Source organism: uncultured Capnocytophaga sp. (assembly GCF_938029845.1).
Taxonomy (GTDB): domain Bacteria; phylum Bacteroidota; class Bacteroidia; order Flavobacteriales; family Flavobacteriaceae; genus Capnocytophaga.
The window spans coordinates 1-15747 of record NZ_CALHGG010000026.1; the positions used below are offsets into that span (position 1 = coordinate 1).

The 15747-nt window shown below is 38.9% G+C and carries 16 protein-coding genes; all 16 read left to right on the forward strand.

Translation table 11 applies throughout. The features are described 5' to 3' along the window. Window positions 1-245 precede the first annotated feature (245 nt). The 16 genes from Q0625_RS01865 to Q0625_RS01940 all read left to right on the forward strand — a co-directional run bounded on the left by Q0625_RS01865 (window position 246) and on the right by Q0625_RS01940 (window position 15499). Window positions 246-368 carry a FeoB-associated Cys-rich membrane protein gene (locus Q0625_RS01865; RefSeq protein ID WP_009642058.1) on the forward strand — a complete coding sequence of 41 codons (123 nt, stop codon included), beginning with the start codon at window positions 246-248 and terminating at the stop codon, window positions 366-368. 35 nt (window positions 369-403) lie between these two features. Then, window positions 404-1117, forward strand: coding sequence for a pyridoxine 5'-phosphate synthase (locus tag Q0625_RS01870; RefSeq protein ID WP_298823198.1), 714 nt, complete (start codon window positions 404-406; stop codon window positions 1115-1117). Between the two features lie 7 nt (window positions 1118-1124). After that, window positions 1125-1895 carry an alpha/beta fold hydrolase gene (locus tag Q0625_RS01875; RefSeq protein WP_298823199.1) on the forward strand — a complete coding sequence of 257 codons (771 nt, stop codon included), beginning with the start codon at window positions 1125-1127 and terminating at the stop codon, window positions 1893-1895. A gap of 6 nt (window positions 1896-1901) precedes the next feature. Continuing rightward, window positions 1902-2234, forward strand: coding sequence for a phage holin family protein (locus Q0625_RS01880; protein WP_298823200.1), 333 nt, complete (start codon window positions 1902-1904; stop codon window positions 2232-2234). 156 nt (window positions 2235-2390) lie between these two features. Beyond that, the gene (locus Q0625_RS01885) at window positions 2391-3104 is read left to right on the forward strand and encodes a DUF6089 family protein (RefSeq protein ID WP_298823201.1); all 714 of its coding nucleotides are present in this window, start codon (window positions 2391-2393) and stop codon (window positions 3102-3104) included. 72 nt (window positions 3105-3176) lie between these two features. Further along, window positions 3177-3902, forward strand: a complete 726-nt coding sequence (locus Q0625_RS01890; RefSeq protein ID WP_298823202.1) for an isoprenyl transferase — start codon at window positions 3177-3179, stop codon at window positions 3900-3902. Window position 3903: 1 nt separating this feature from the next. Further along, window positions 3904-6507: an outer membrane protein assembly factor BamA gene (bamA, locus tag Q0625_RS01895; RefSeq protein ID WP_298823203.1), complete on the forward strand. Its 2604-nt coding sequence runs from the start codon at window positions 3904-3906 to the stop codon at window positions 6505-6507. Window positions 6508-6629: 122 nt separating this feature from the next. Further along, window positions 6630-9203: a DNA gyrase/topoisomerase IV subunit A gene (locus tag Q0625_RS01900; RefSeq protein ID WP_298823204.1), complete on the forward strand. Its 2574-nt coding sequence runs from the start codon at window positions 6630-6632 to the stop codon at window positions 9201-9203. 96 nt (window positions 9204-9299) lie between these two features. Beyond that, the gene (locus Q0625_RS01905) at window positions 9300-9779 is read left to right on the forward strand and encodes a DUF6756 family protein (protein WP_298823205.1); all 480 of its coding nucleotides are present in this window, start codon (window positions 9300-9302) and stop codon (window positions 9777-9779) included. Between the two features lie 332 nt (window positions 9780-10111). After that, on the forward strand, window positions 10112-10651 hold the full coding sequence (locus tag Q0625_RS01910; RefSeq protein WP_298823206.1) for a hypothetical protein: 540 nt from the start codon (window positions 10112-10114) through the stop codon (window positions 10649-10651). A 32-nt stretch (window positions 10652-10683) separates the two neighbouring features. Then, the gene (locus Q0625_RS01915) at window positions 10684-11601 is read left to right on the forward strand and encodes a leucine-rich repeat domain-containing protein (protein WP_298823207.1); all 918 of its coding nucleotides are present in this window, start codon (window positions 10684-10686) and stop codon (window positions 11599-11601) included. A gap of 95 nt (window positions 11602-11696) precedes the next feature. After that, window positions 11697-12167, forward strand: coding sequence for a hypothetical protein (locus tag Q0625_RS01920; RefSeq protein ID WP_298823208.1), 471 nt, complete (start codon window positions 11697-11699; stop codon window positions 12165-12167). Between the two features lie 57 nt (window positions 12168-12224). Further along, entirely contained in the window at window positions 12225-13016 is a 792-nt protein-coding gene (locus Q0625_RS01925) for a hypothetical protein (RefSeq protein WP_298823209.1), read from the forward strand. A gap of 411 nt (window positions 13017-13427) precedes the next feature. Beyond that, window positions 13428-13673 carry a hypothetical protein gene (locus Q0625_RS01930; protein WP_298823210.1) on the forward strand — a complete coding sequence of 82 codons (246 nt, stop codon included), beginning with the start codon at window positions 13428-13430 and terminating at the stop codon, window positions 13671-13673. Further along, window positions 13660-14472 (forward strand): zeta toxin family protein, encoded by an 813-nt coding sequence (locus tag Q0625_RS01935; RefSeq protein WP_298823211.1) that lies wholly within the window; start codon window positions 13660-13662, stop codon window positions 14470-14472. Before Q0625_RS01930 ends, Q0625_RS01935 begins: the two co-directional genes overlap by 14 nt. A gap of 235 nt (window positions 14473-14707) precedes the next feature. Then, window positions 14708-15499 (forward strand): hypothetical protein, encoded by a 792-nt coding sequence (locus tag Q0625_RS01940; protein ID WP_298823209.1) that lies wholly within the window; start codon window positions 14708-14710, stop codon window positions 15497-15499. Window positions 15500-15747 lie beyond the last annotated feature (248 nt).

Below are 15747 nucleotides of genomic sequence, written 5' to 3' on the forward strand. Positions count from 1 at the left end.
GGCTATGTTTGGACTTAGATAGTGACTAACGACCAGTGACTAGTGACTAATCCTATTGCATTTGTTATTAGTCACTTGTTCCCCCTTCGGGGGCTAGGGGGTATTCATTGCACTAGTCACTTGCTCCCCCTTCGGGGGCTGGGGGGATTATTCACTATCGGGGGTTAGGGGGATTATTCACTTAATAGGAAGCAACTAAAAACTTAAAAAAAAATCGTATTTTTGCCCTTAAAAAAACAAACACTATGATACAGGATATAATTACGTATGCTTTAGTAGCCTTAGCGGTTTTCTTCTTGGTAAAAAAATTCTTTTTCACGAAGAAAAAAAAATGTGGGGGTGGCCCTGATTGTAAATGTGGTGGATAATTTGTAACTTTGCCCTCTATTAAAGACGCTTTGAAATGACAAAATTAAGTGTAAATATCAATAAAATAGCTACCCTCCGCAATTCTCGTGGGGGCAATGTGCCTGATTTGTTGCAAGTGGCTACTGATATACAAGAGTTTGGGGCAGAGGGGATTACGATTCATCCGCGCCCTGATGAGCGACATATCCGTTACCAAGATGCTTTGGACTTGAAAAAGATTGTCCATACGGAATATAACATTGAGGGGAATCCTATCCCTAAGTTTATTGATTTGGTGCTTCAGGTGAAGCCTACTCAAGTAACCCTTGTGCCCGATGCAGAGGATGCTATTACCTCCAATGCAGGTTGGGATACCCTAACCCATGCTGCTTATTTGACAGAGGTTGTAGCCGAGTTCAAGCGACATGGTATCCGTACCTCACTCTTTGTAGATCCTATTCCCCAAATGGTGGAAGCAGCAGCCAAGACAGGTACGGATCGTGTAGAACTCTATACCGAAGCCTATGCGAGAGAATATGCTCGTGGTAACCAAGAGGGGATTCTTCCCTATGTACAAGCGGCTAAGGTTGCCCAAAGTGTAGGCTTAGGGCTCAATGCGGGACATGACCTTAGTTTGGACAACTTGAAATATTTTAAAGAACAGATACCCAACCTCTTGGAGGTTTCCATAGGGCATGCCTTGATTAGTGAAGCACTCTACTTAGGGCTTCAGAATGTAGTGAGCATGTATCTGTATCGTCTTAAATAATCGTATTATGGAACTTATTAATTCTCAGATTGTGGGGGAAGGGAAGCCCCTTATTATTCTCCATGGTTTCTTAGGTATGGCGGACAATTGGCGTACCCACTCTCTTCGCTTTGCCCAAGAGGGCTATCAGGTACATGTGATCGATGCACGTAACCACGGACATAGCTTCCATTCGCCTGAATTTTCTTACGCCCTTATGGTGGAAGATCTCATTCGCTATATGGATTATCATCAGATAGCCTCCGCTCCGATCATTGGCCACTCCATGGGGGGCAAGACCACCATGCTATTGGCGGTAACACACCCCGAGCGTACCGAGCGTATCGTAGTGGTGGATATGGCACCTAAGTATTACCCTGTGCATCACAAGGTAATACTTGATGCACTTTCTACCCTCGACTTTACCCAGATCAAAACCCGTGAGGAGGCTGACCAGCAATTGAGTAAGTTTATCATAGATGTTCCTATACGCCAGTTCCTCCTCAAGAATGTATACAGAGTAAGTGCCGATCAGTTAGGCTTGCGCATTAACTTGCCTGTACTTCGCGATCGAGTAGCCGAGATAGGCACCGCCTTGCCTACAGGTACTATCTATAATGGGGAAGCTCTCTTCGTCATAGGAGGCAAGTCCAATTATGTACTCCCTGAGGACATGGCGCTCATCAAGCAGCATTTTCCAAAAGCTACCGAAGTAATCGTAGAGGGAGCAGGACACTGGGTACAAGTCGAAAAACCTAAGGAATTTTTTGAGATTACCTCCCAGTTCCTACAAAAATAAACCAAAATGAAATATATTCTAAACCTTATTATTACCAGCTTACTCATCTTGGGACTAAGTAAGGTGTTACCACATATCATAGTAAATGATTTCACCGATGCCTTATGGTTTTCCTTGGTGGTGAGCCTGCTCAATATATTTCTAAGACCTATATTGATAGTGCTCTCCTTACCTATTACAGTGATTACCTTTGGGCTGTTTTTGATTATCATCAATACGATTATTATTATCTTAGCCGATAGACTTATTGACGGTATCGAGATACAAGGTTTCTGGTACGCCGTACTCTTTAGTCTTTGTCTTTCTGCCGTACAATCACTCTTAAATAATGAAAAATGAGGAGTGAAAAGCACAGATTAATTGTCAATAGTCAATGCTTAATTATAAATAACCTGATGATTAAGAAAATGAATATAGTAAGCAGCTTTAAGCTATTAAAGCACTAGCAACTAACGGATTGACAATTAATAATTAACAACTAACAATTATCAACCAATGCAGAAATATTTTCTCTGGCTGCTTGTAGGTTTCTTTACCCTTACCAAGACCTCAGCACAATATAATGAGATAGGCTTTTATTTTGGCGGCGCCAATCCCATTTCGGATATTGGGGCTACCTATTATGTGTATCCTACCAAGCCTGCTATGGGCTTGATCTATAAGCGTAACCTGCGCAAACAGCTTTCCCTACGTGCTGACATCAAGTGGTTCGAACTTTGGGATAAGGATGAACGTGCCACTACGGAGGCACGTAAGCAGCGTGGTTTTTCTTTCCTTAACCGCATGGTGGAAATGGGGGCAGGGGTGGAATATGATTTTCTCCATTTTGATACGCATGATCCTTTTAAGTTGCTCTTTACCCCTTATGTGCATACAGGATTCTACTTTTTCAAGATGGATAGGCTCTACTTTGACGACCTCACGATCCGCGATCAAGCAGCTAAGTATCAGACCTATCCTGAGCGTGATGAGTCTTGGGCTATTCCCTTTACCTTTGGGGTCAAGACTCGCCTTTGGGGATCCCGCTTTCTCATAGGGGCGGAGGTGAGCATGCGCTATACCTTTACCAATAATATAGACGGCAGCAAGTCAGGCAAGGGAAAATGGTTCGGAAACCTCAACACTCCCGACTGGTATATGATTACAGGGGCTTACCTTACCTATACCTTTGGGGCTAAGAAGTGCAACTGTTTTGAATTTGCCAAATAAGATATAAATATTTTCAGATTTGCCAAAAAAAACATACCTTTGCCACTTGATAGTAATTTTGCAGATAAGCCAATGAATATAGAAAAAGAAATGCTCCCCAAGCATTTGGCAATCATCATGGATGGTAATGGTCGCTGGGCGAAACAACAAGGCAAACAGCGTATCTTCGGCCATGAAAAAGGAGCGAAAACAGTACGGGAGATCATACAAGAAGCCTCCCAGCTGGGTATCCCTTACCTTACTCTTTATGCTTTTTCAACAGAAAATTGGAATCGCCCCAAGTTAGAAGTGGAGGCACTGATGCACTTATTATCACGCTATCTGAACAAGGAGGTGGCTATTATGCAAAAGAATAATATCCGTCTCAATGCCATAGGCGATTTGGAGAGCCTGCCCTCTAAAGTGAGAAAAGAACTCTACAAAGCTATGGAACAGACTAAAGACAATACGAGCACTACTGTAAGCCTTGCCTTGGCGTATGGGGGACAGCAGGAACTCCTCCAGATGACCCAGCAGCTCGCCCGCAAGGTACAACAGGGACTTCTTACCCCTGAGCAGATTACCCCTCAAGAAATACAAAAAGCACTCTATACCCAAGAGATACCTCCTGTGGATTTGCTTATTCGCACCAGCGGAGAGTGCCGTATCAGTAACTTCCTGCTCTGGCAAATAGCCTATGCCGAATTATACTTTACCGATGTGCTTTGGCCTGACTTCACTCCTGAACAGCTACACAAAGCCCTTCTAAACTATCAAAACAGAGAACGCAGATTTGGAAAAACCAGTGAACAACTTTAGTATGAGAAATTTTCTATATATTTTTGGGATACTCTTTCTTCATATAACTTATGCACAAGAGCAGCAGATGGCAAAGGATACCCTCGCTACAGTAGTAGTGCAGGATACCCTTTCTCAAGCGCCTACGCTGACGGCGTTGGAAAAAGGACGTGAGTTCGTTATAGGAGGCATAGAAGTCAAAGGGGCGAAGCACTACAATGCACAAACCATTATCGTGGCTTCAGGACTGAAAGTGGGGGATAAGATTACTATTCCCAGCGAACGTTTTACCCGTATCATTCACAAGTTGTGGAAGTATCAGGTGTTCAATGATATAGATATCTATATCGCTAAAATTGAGGGGAATAAAGCTTTCTTGGAGTTTGTTATTCAGGAAATGCCTGAACTCACTGAGGTTAAGATTGACGGTATCCGCAAAAGAAAAGCCGAAGAGCTACTCAAAAAAATAGAACTGGATAAGGACAAACTCAAAGTCTCTAAAAAGGTCAATGAAAGCCTTATCGCTAAAACCAAATCCTATATCACCGATAAGTATCGCAAGGAAGGTTTTCTCAATACCAAAGTACATATCACCACACAGCCTGTCGATTCATTGGGTACCAAGGAGCGTATGCTCATTCGTATAGATAGGGGGTATAAGGTGAAGATCAATCATATCTCCTTCGAGGGGAATGAGAAATTTGCAGATAGCAAGCTGCGCAGGCAGATGAAAAAGACCAAGCAACGTTTCTTTGGTCGTTTCTGGAAGCGCTCTAAGTACGTACAAGATAAGTATAACGAGGACTTGGCTTCGCTCATTGACTTCTATAAGGAAAATGGATATCGTGATGCTCGTGTAAAACGCGATACGCTCTACGATGGAAAAGAGAATATTGACCTTAAAATCTCCTTGGAGGAAGGACGCAAATACTACTTCGGGGATATCAAGTTCTTGGGGAATACCATTTATAGTAACCAGATGCTTAGCCATATTCTAGGGCTGAAAAAAGGGGAAGTATATAACGGGGTACAGTTGCGCAACCGTATCAATGACCCTAAAGACCCCGATGCCAATAGCATCTCCAACCTATACCAGAATACGGGTTACCTCTTCTCTCAGATTAACCCTGTTGAGACTTCGGTAGTCAATGACACTATCAACTTTGAGGTACGTATCCATGAGGGTAAGCAAGCACACTTTAATAATATAACAGTAACAGGTAATAATATCACCAACGACAGGGTGATCTACCGTGAGATGCGTACCCGTCCTGGGTATCTTTACTCCAAAGAGGATGTAATACGTACAGTACGTGAGCTTTCTCAGTTGGGTATCTTCGATGCACAGAGTATTAACCCTCAGATCAAGAATCCTGACCCGAATTCTGGAACTGTAGATCTTGAATATGGTCTTACCGATAGTGGTTCCTCCAGCCAGATACAACTACAAGGTGGTTATGGTGGGGGAGGTTTCATGGGTACCCTAGGGTTGAACTTTAACAACTTCTCTATACAAAATATATTTGACAAGAAGTCTTACCGTCCGCTTCCTATGGGGGATGCCCAAAAGCTAGCCCTGAACGTGAGTGTGGGTCGTGCTTATAGGGTAGGTAGCTTCTCCTTTATGGAACCTTGGTGGGGAGGAGAGCGACCTGTACAGTTCTCTCTCGGCTTCAACTATTCGGTGAGTTATGATTATAACTACTATACCTATGATGTGGATAAGAGCAAGCGCTTCTATATCACAGGGGTATATTTGGGATTGGCAAAACGCCTTCAGGTGCCTGATGACTATTTCCAACTCTCTCAGAACATAAGCTATAACTATTATGACCTGAGAAACTATAACACCACGCTCTTTACTTTCGGGAACGGACATGCCAATGCCTTGGCGTACACGGTCTCCCTAAGCCGACGCTCCAGCGGACCTAATCCTATCTTCCCTCTCGGAGGAAGTGATTTTACCATTACCGCCAAGCTTACCCCTCCTTATTCCTTGTTCAACGGGGTAGATTATAAGTCACTTATGGAACAACGCAATGTGGCAGAAGCCAATGGCAATGCCAATCGTATTTCCGAGATTGACCAAGAGCGATTTAAGTGGTTGGAATTCTATAAGCTACGTTTGCAAGGAAACTGGTACTTGAATCTGGTAGATAAGCTTGTATTGCGCCCTTCGGTAGACTTCGGTTACTTGGGTTACTATAATAGGGACAGAGGTACCGTGCCTTTCGAACGCTTCATGGTAGGGGGCGACGGTATGTCTTACAACTCTCTCGAAGGACGTGAATACATACAGATGCGTGGTTATCCGAACCAATCTCTCTCAGCACGTGACGGAGATGTGATTTATAATAAGTTCTCTCTCGAACTGCGATACCCTATCACCCTCAAGCCTATGGCTTCTATTTATGGATTGGTATTTGCTGAGGGAGCCAACTCATTCGGAACTTTCTCCCAGTACAATCCGTTTGACATCAAGCGTTCCGCAGGTTTCGGTATTCGTATCTTTATGCCTATGCTTGGTATCCTCGGCTTTGACTTTGGGTATGGTTACGATGGTATCAACGGACGCACTACCCCACATGGTTGGGAAACCCACTTTATCTTAGGACAACAATTCTAAAAAATAGATAAAAGGTAAAAAGTAAAAAGTAAATGTAGGATAAGGACTTTTACTTTTTACTTTTTATCTTTTTACTAGGCAAAGCTTTTACTTTTTATCCTTTACTTTTTACCTTAATTATCATGGAAGATTTCCCTCAAGCAGAGGCGCAAGAGACCATCACACGCCTCAGTGGCATGTATCAAAATTGGTTTTTGGACTATGCCTCTTATGTCATCTTAGAACGTGCTGTTCCCGCTTTGGAGGACGGATTTAAGCCCGTGCAGCGTCGTATCATGCATTCCATGGACGAGCTAGAGGACGGTCGCTATAACAAGGTAGCCAATATCGTGGGTAATACCATGAAGTATCACCCTCATGGGGATGCTTCTATTGGGGATGCTATTATCCAATTAGGACAAAAACAGTTGCTCATCGACACCCAAGGAAGCTGGGGGAATATCCTCACAGGGGATGATGCCGCAGCCCCCCGATATATAGAGGCACGTCTTTCCCACTTCGCGCTTGATGTGCTTTTTAGCCCCAAGGTGACCCAGTGGCAAAAGAGCTACGATGGCCGTAACGATGAGCCTGTGCACCTGCCTGTAAAGTTTCCCCTACTCCTAGCCCAAGGAGCAGAAGGAATTGCCGTGGGACTTTCAACCAAAATCCTACCCCATAACTTCAATGAACTTATTGAGGCTTCAGTGCAGTACTTGCAGGACAAGCCCTTTGAGCTATATCCCGATTTCCCTACAGCAGGGATTATGGATGTAGCAGGTTATAACGATGGGATGCGTGGCGGTCGTATCAAGGTACGTGCCCGTATCGCCCAGAGGGACAAAGCGACCTTGGTTATTACTGAAATACCTTTCGGAACGACCACTTCTTCACTGATCGAATCCATCCTCAAGGCTAATGAAAAAGGAAAAATCAAAGTCGCCAAGGTAGATGACAATACCGCCAAGGAGGTGGAGATATTGGTGCATCTGCCTAAGGGAATTTCCCCCGATAAGACCATAGATGCCCTGTATGCCTTTACCGATTGCGAGCTGTCCATCTCCCCGCTCTGCTGCGTGATTGAGGGGAACAAACCTCACTTTATTGGGGTGAGTGATATACTGCGCAAGAGTACCGATAGGACAGTGGAGATTCTCAAAAAGGAATTGGAGGTAAAGCTCGATGACCTAGAACAAAAATGGCATAATGCCTCCTTGGAGAAAATATTTATCCGAGAGGAGATGTATATTGACTTCAAGAATTATAGTGACAAGGAAAGCCTTTTTGCCTACCTATATAAGCGCTTTGAGCCTTTTGCAGAACAACTCTTGCGCCCTATCACCGATGAGGATATGGATCGCCTCACCCAGATTCCTATGATCCGTATCACTCGCTATGATACCTATAAGGCTGAAGAGGCTCTTTTGAAGATAGAAGCAGGTATAGAAGAGGTAAAAAACCACTTGGCCAATTTGATTGCTTTCGCTATTGATTATTTCAGAAATCTGCAAAAGAAATATGGCAAAGGCAAGGAACGCAAAACGGAGATACGACCTTTTGATACCATTGAGGCTACCAAAGTAGTGGTACGCAACCTTAAGCTCTATGTCAATAGGGAAGAGGGATTCGTAGGTACTTCTCTTAGGAAGGACGAATATGTAGCCGATTGCAGTGATATAGACGATATTATTGTCTTTACCGCCGAAGGGAAAATGATTATCACCAAGGTAACCGAAAAGAGCTATATAGGCAAGAATATTGTTCATGTAGGGGTATTCAAGAAGAATGACACTCGCACCGTGTACAACCTAGTGTATCGCAACGGAAATGACAAAATCTCCTATATCAAGCGCTTTACTGTAACGGGAATCATCCGTGATAAGGAATATGACGTGGTAGAACCGCATAAGGATTCTCAAATCCTATACTTCTCAGCCAATCCCAACGGAGAAGCGGAACTTATTACCATTATTCTTCGTCAAGCAGGTAGCGTCAAGAAGCTCAAATGGGATATCAATTTCGCCGATATTCTTATCAAGGGAAGAGCCTCTCGTGGAAATATCGTAACAAAGTATGCTATCAAGCGTATAGAACTCAAGGAAAAAGGTGTTTCTACCCTCAAGCCACGCAAGATATGGTATGACCCTATCGTACACCGCCTCAATACCGAGGGGCGTGGCGAGCTACTTGGCTCCTTCAAGGGTGAAGATAGGTTGCTACTTATTGGTAAAGATGCGGTAGTGAAGACAGTAATCCCTGATCTCTCTCTACACTTTGACCCGAACTTACTTATTATAGAAAAGTGGAACCCTGAAAAGCCTATTTCAGTAATCCATTACGAAGGGGAAAAGGAACGCTACTTTGTCAAACGCTTCTTAGTGGAAAACCCTAACCGTGAGGAACTGGTTATCTCCGATCATCCTAAGTCTCAGCTGCTCTTTGTCTCTACCCAGTGGCGTCCTATGGCTGAGGTGGTATTTACCAAGACAGGCCGAGAGCGTGCCGAAAACCAAATGGTCAATATAGAAGAGTTTATTGCTATCAAGGGTATCAAAGCCATTGGTAACCAACTCTCTACCGAGCGTATCAAGGAGATTATTCCTTTGGAGCCACTTCCATACGAAGAACCTCAAACAGTAGAAGAACTCACCGAAGAAGAGGACACCGCAGCGCCGGAGGTGATACAGCCCGATTTGTTTAGCGGTTTGGATCAGTAGTCAGTGGTCAAGTCAGTGGCTGAATGCTACCAAAAAAGGCAGTTTGGCAGAGGTTTATAATTCAACTCATTCAGAGACAAAAAAATGAAATGACTAATGGCAAAGAAAAAACGAACTTGGACAAGTCTTAGAACAGAAATAGCACAATTAGTGGTTCAATTGCAGATTTCTTCAGAGGATTTTCGCCCATTAGGGATAGATGAATGGAAAGCTGTAGAGACTCAGATTTATAAGACATTCTGTAAGCATCAAAGAGGTAGGTACTATTGGCTTTGGGAGGATTTTTCTCAAGAAGCAGTTGCTTTTGTTCCGCCTCATAATCCTGAAAATTATCTTACTGAACTTATTGATGCACAGGAAGAGATATTCTTTATCTTTGCGGAATCTCAGAATGATAAGTTTTGGTTTTATGAAGGGAGGATAACCCCAGTACTCCCACTTATAGGAGAACTTCGTCATTATGATGAGTTTTATTTTGTTTCTAAGAAATACGAATGGCTTATAGCTATTAATCATCATGATGCTCTTATTGCTACAGGCAGTAAAACAGAGACCTTGAAAAGTATTATCTCATAGAGGAATAAACCAGCCCCAATTAGAAACCTCAATTCATCACCACGCTGGTGGTGAATTGTAAAACATTGATAGATAACAACTAATGCAAATCAATAGTTAAAAAATATCTGTATAATCTAATTCGTTAAGACGCAATAAATTGCGTCTCTACGGATGACTACGCTCATCAGGAGTTGTCTTAGCCAGCGTTAGGGTAGAGACGCAATTTATTGCGTCTTAGAAAGTTAGCAAATAATATTTTAACTATTGATTCAAATTAATAGGTCGAATCTATGGAAATGGTACGGCTATAATGCTGATACGAATCAAAAAATACAAAAAAACAAGAACTTATGGGTATTTTTTTAAAGATAACTTACGAATCAAGATACGCCGGAAATTTTGAAAATAATGTAAAACAAATAAAAGTTGCAAGATATATAATTGATAATCTAAATAATATGATATGGCAGAAATCTATATCTAATCAATTACAGAAAATAGACAGACATCATATATCATTAAGCATTATTTTAAGGTTGTTTAATATAAAAGATATTGAAAAAGGTAAATTAAAATCGTATGCTCGGTATATGCGAAAAAAAGATGAACTTGTAATAGACCAAATGCTTGTTTTAAATAAATATGTAGATCTTTCAGAGGACGAAATGCGTAATGAACTCTGTAATGATATTCTTATCTATCTAAAAGAGTTGTTGATAAAATACAAGGGACATTTTCAAGATTTTGATTCTGTAACTTTTATTCCTTTGTTGGAAAATCGAATTGAAAAAATTAAAAACAACGAATTTGAAGATAATTATTATGAAACACAATCTTTTGCTATGTTAAAACAAGTCGAGGAAATAAAAAAACAACTCAATAAAATTTGATACAGAAGCTGGATATGTGAAAAGATAAATATATGTTATCAGGTCTAATAAAGAAATACAATTTAAATAATATCTCAGCAAACTACATTTCTTCCCAAAGGAGTGCTATACGGCTATACCGAAATAAAGTAGTAGAAATAATATTTTCTGAGGAGAATATTGATTCTCTTGATGATTTTCTACCTTTTGTGGATACTTTGAAAGAAATAACTTTTTATAAGTGTAATTTGTCAGATTTAAGTGAGTTAAAGCGATTGGAGCAACTTAGAGACTTAACATTAGAATGTTGCTCTTTCCCCCATATGGATGTATTTGATAACTTTCCTGATTTCCCAGCTTTAAAGACTTTAGAGATTACAAAAAATAAGAAGATAACCAATTTGAATATTAGTAGTAATTCAATTAAAATATTAAATGTCTCGGATACTTCAATAACGAATTTAGCAAATGTAAATATCCCCAGTTTAAAAGAATTACGCACAACAAATAATTACATTAAGTTTATAGATAAATCCTTTCCTAAATTAGAGAATTTATATGTAGATTTTAAAGATTTTGATTTTTATTCTTTGAAAAGCACACCAAATTTACGGAATTTGCATGGCTATAATGCTGATACGAATCAAAAATTAGAAGGATTGGAAAATTGTAAAAAACTAAAACATTTAGATTTATATGATTCTCCATTTATTAATTTTCTTCCTTTTAAAAAATTAAAATCTCTTGAGTTTTTAGAGGTACAAGAAAATAAAATAGAGAGTTTGATAGGGTTAGAACACCTGCCTAATTTGAAAAAACTATATATGTTCTATAATCCTATTAAAGAAATAAGTGATATAACTCCTATCAAAAATTTGCAAGTAATAGCTATAGAAAAACACAAAATATTAAAAATTATAGATGATTTGAATCTTTTAGGTATTAAGTACATAGTATTAGGAGAAGGGTGATTTTAGATGTGTTGTTAAAGCTTCAATACCTTTCCAATCAGTAGAATACAAAAGCCCTTCGTGAAAGATAGCACTTTTGAGAAAACTAAATAACTATGAAAAAAGGTAATATAATAATCCAATATCAGATTGATTTAGAAATATATAAAAAAGTAAGAAAGGAAAAATACTATCATTTTTCTAAATCTGAAATCGTTGAGAAAATGCTATGGGGAGAGGTTTTAATTTTAAATGATGATAAAACTCTTTTTCATTTTCAGGCTGATTTGCTTAAATTCTTCATTATTTTTGCTGATAATCTAGGGGAAATAGCTTCGGGAGAAGAAACAAAAAATGAAGTATTTAGTGTGTATGATGATTATCATTTTTCCCTCAGAAGAGAGGATGAAGAGTATGTTCGTATCCTATTCAATGGACAAAGAAAGTCGTTGTTCACCATCAAAAAATTACTGCATAAAATAGAAGCTGTAAAGCAGAAATTATACAACGACTTTAAGATACTATACCCTGATTATCAGCAATTGAAAAACTTGGATTACTTGGAGCGTAAACTAGTAAACTTGTAGCTCGTGTCCATTCATTATTGTCCAAAATACTGCAAGTACTATATTATCAAAAAAATCATGATTCATATCGAAAGAGGAAAAATAGATACATTTCAAGTGGGAGATTTCTCCGATATAACAAGAGTAGAAAGGAATTCGCTTACATTTTTCTTTGAAATAGAAAATAAGCGTATTCAGACTATTTCTGTTCGGGATGTAAAACAGATAGAAGTATATGGCAAAGGGATTACAGTAGCTACTATTGATACAATCACACAAGAGAAACCAATTATAGATGGAGATTTCTATATTTATCCGAACTTACAGCTATCTTTGTACATTGATTTTAAAAACAAAATCTTTGCACAAGTATTAGTTTTTGATAGTTCGTTGGTAGATTTGTATGTCCCAAAAGCACATAAACTGATAGAAGATAGTTTACTGAGGAGTTCTAATATATTGGAACTAAATCCTTTTAAAGCCGTTAATCAATTTGTCTTTAATACTACTTTAGAGGATTTTAAAAAGGAATACCACATCACAACAATGTCCGTAGAAGGGATTGGAGGGAAGAAGATATTTGAAAGTGCTTCTTTATTGTTTGAATTTTACAATCAGCTGCTCTGTAGCATATATGTAAAAACGCCTTGTTTATTTGATAAGATACTTGTAAGAGATTATGATTTGAATAATGATAAAGATATAGAAAGACTTATAAGCACCGAGAAAGTATTATATCATGGTCATTGGATGGTTGTCCCTGCTTTGGGAATTAGTATTGAAGGAGACAACTTAACAAGGTTGTGTTTTTACAATGAATATGTAGCTCCTTTTTGGGAGAATATACGCCGACCTATTACAAGTTGGTAAGGAATCAAGGGTGTGGGTAGGGCTTTAATACATTCCCCAAAAATATCGAAGCGTTCGCTCTAGCAGAGCTGATTAAGGAGTAGGGGAAATAATTCGCCTATTTATTAACGCGAATCAATAGTAGAAAACAATTGTATAGTCCAATTCATTAAGGCGCAATTTATTGCGCCTCTACGGAGGACTATGTTTTTGGTAATTGTCTTAGCCAGCGCATGTGTAGAGACGCAATTTATTGCGTCTTAGATAGTAATAGTGTTTTAACTATTGACTCGCATTATTAATTTTGTATATTTGCAGAAAAATAAAAGCCCTCGCTGGTGTGAGCATTTGGCTCGCACCTATTATAAAAAAATAGCGTGTAGCTTTTTAATGACAAAGAAGAATAAACCATATTTGTTAAAAACCTGAATTATGAAAGAACCCATTAGTTTAGATACCGCCTTACAGATTGTAGGCTCCTTAAAAGTAAGGGCTATTAAAGAAAAATCAGCTCTGACTGATTTCACAGAAAAAGAAGCTCTTGAGCAAAGAATTCAGATGTACCTAAAAGAAGAAAAAATGCTATATGGTACTGATGATATGGCACGCCTTTCTGTAATGGATAAAATAGTACATTATTATAGCCCTTTAATAAAGAAAATGAATGGAAGCCTATAGTATAGAAGCTATTTTTGAAAGAGAAAAAACAGATCTTTTGTTGGGGTTAAGCCCACAAGAAAACCCTATTGCCTTTATCTTAGGAGGACAACCAGCTTCGGGGAAAAGTGGTTTGGCAAGGGCTATTTTGCGACAATTTCCTGATAAAGACTTTCTCTTTGTCAATGGGGATATCTACAGAGAGTTTCACCCAAAGGCAAAAGAACTTATAAAGCACCCTGATAGCTATTCAGCGGAAACACAACTATTCTCTAACTTTTTTACAGAAGCACTTATACAAGAAGCTATTACTCACCGATACAATATCATAGTAGAAGGAACTATGCGTAATGCTGATATTCCATTACGTACAGCCTTGGCTTTCAAAGAAAAAGGTTTTAGGATAGAAGCTTTTGCTATTGCAGCACCTGCTCTTTTTACAGAATTAGGCTTTTACTTGCGCTACCAAGAAGAAATAGACTTCCAAGGTTATGGACGATTAGCCGACAAAGTTTCCCATGATAAAGCAGTAGCGGGTTTGCTCCTTTCGTTGGATCGCTTATATACTGAAAAAGCAGTAGATAAGATACACCTTTACAGCTATCAGGCGGAAAGACATCTCATTACCTATACCTTGGCTCAGCAATGGGATATAGCTCGTTTGCCTTCGGAGGAAGTCGTAAAAGCAAGGATACAACAGTATCAAGATAAGACACTTCGGTTGCAGCTGATAGAAAAAGCTAATACAATGAAACTTAGGATGTCCTCTTCTATAAGAGTTATTGTAGAGGAACTTATTCAAAAAATAATTTACACTTAAGAACCTCAAATTATCACAATCTTGATGATAAATTATAGACTTAAGTTTCGTGAATTTTATAATTTGTTGGTTTTCAGAACTTAAAAACAAATTATACAACGACTTTAAGATACTATACCCTGATTATCAGCAATTGAAAAACTTGGATTACTTGGAGCGTAAACTAGTAAACTTGTAGCTCGTGTCCATTCATTATTGTCCAAAATACTGCAAGTACTATATTATCAAAAAAATCATGATTCATATCGAAAGAGGAAAAATAGATACATTTCAAGTGGGAGATTTCTCCGATATAACAAGAGTAGAAAGGAATTCGCTTACATTTTTCTTTGAAATAGAAAATAAGCGTATTCAGACTATTTCTGTTCGGGATGTAAAACAGATAGAAGTATATGGCAAAGGGATTACAGTAGCTACTATTGATACAATCACACAAGAGAAACCAATTATAGATGGAGATTTCTATATTTATCCGAACTTACAGCTATCTTTGTACATTGATTTTAAAAACAAAATCTTTGCACAAGTATTAGTTTTTGATAGTTCGTTGGTAGATTTGTATGTCCCAAAAGCACATAAACTGATAGAAGATAGTTTACTGAGGAGTTCTAATATATTGGAACTAAATCCTTTTAAAGCCGTTAATCAATTTGTCTTTAATACTACTTTAGAGGATTTTAAAAAGGAATACCACATCACAACAATGTCCGTAGAAGGGATTGGAGGGAAGAAGATATTTGAAAGTGCTTCTTTATTGTTTGAATTTTACAATCAGCTGCTCTGTAGCATATATGTAAAAACGCCTTGTTTATTTGATAAGATACTTGTAAGAGATTATGATTTGAATAATGATAAAGATATAGAAAGACTTATAAGCACCGAGAAAGTATTATATCATGGTCATTGGATGGTTGTCCCTGCTTTGGGAATTAGTATTGAAGGAGACAACTTAACAAGGTTGTGTTTTTACAATGAATATGTAGCTCCTTTTTGGGAGAATATACGCCGACCTATTACAAGTTGGTAAGGAATCAAGGGTGTGGGTAGGGCTTTAATACATTCCCCAAAAATATCGAAGCGTTCGCTCTAGCAGAGCTGATTAAGGAGTAGGGGAAATAATTCGCCTATTTATTAACGCGAATCAATAGTAGAAAACAATTGTATAGTCCAATTCATTAAGGCGCAATTTATTGCGCCTCTACGGAGGACTATGTTTTTGGTAATTGTCTTAGCCAGCGCATGTGTAGAGACGCAATTTATTGCGTCTTAGATAGT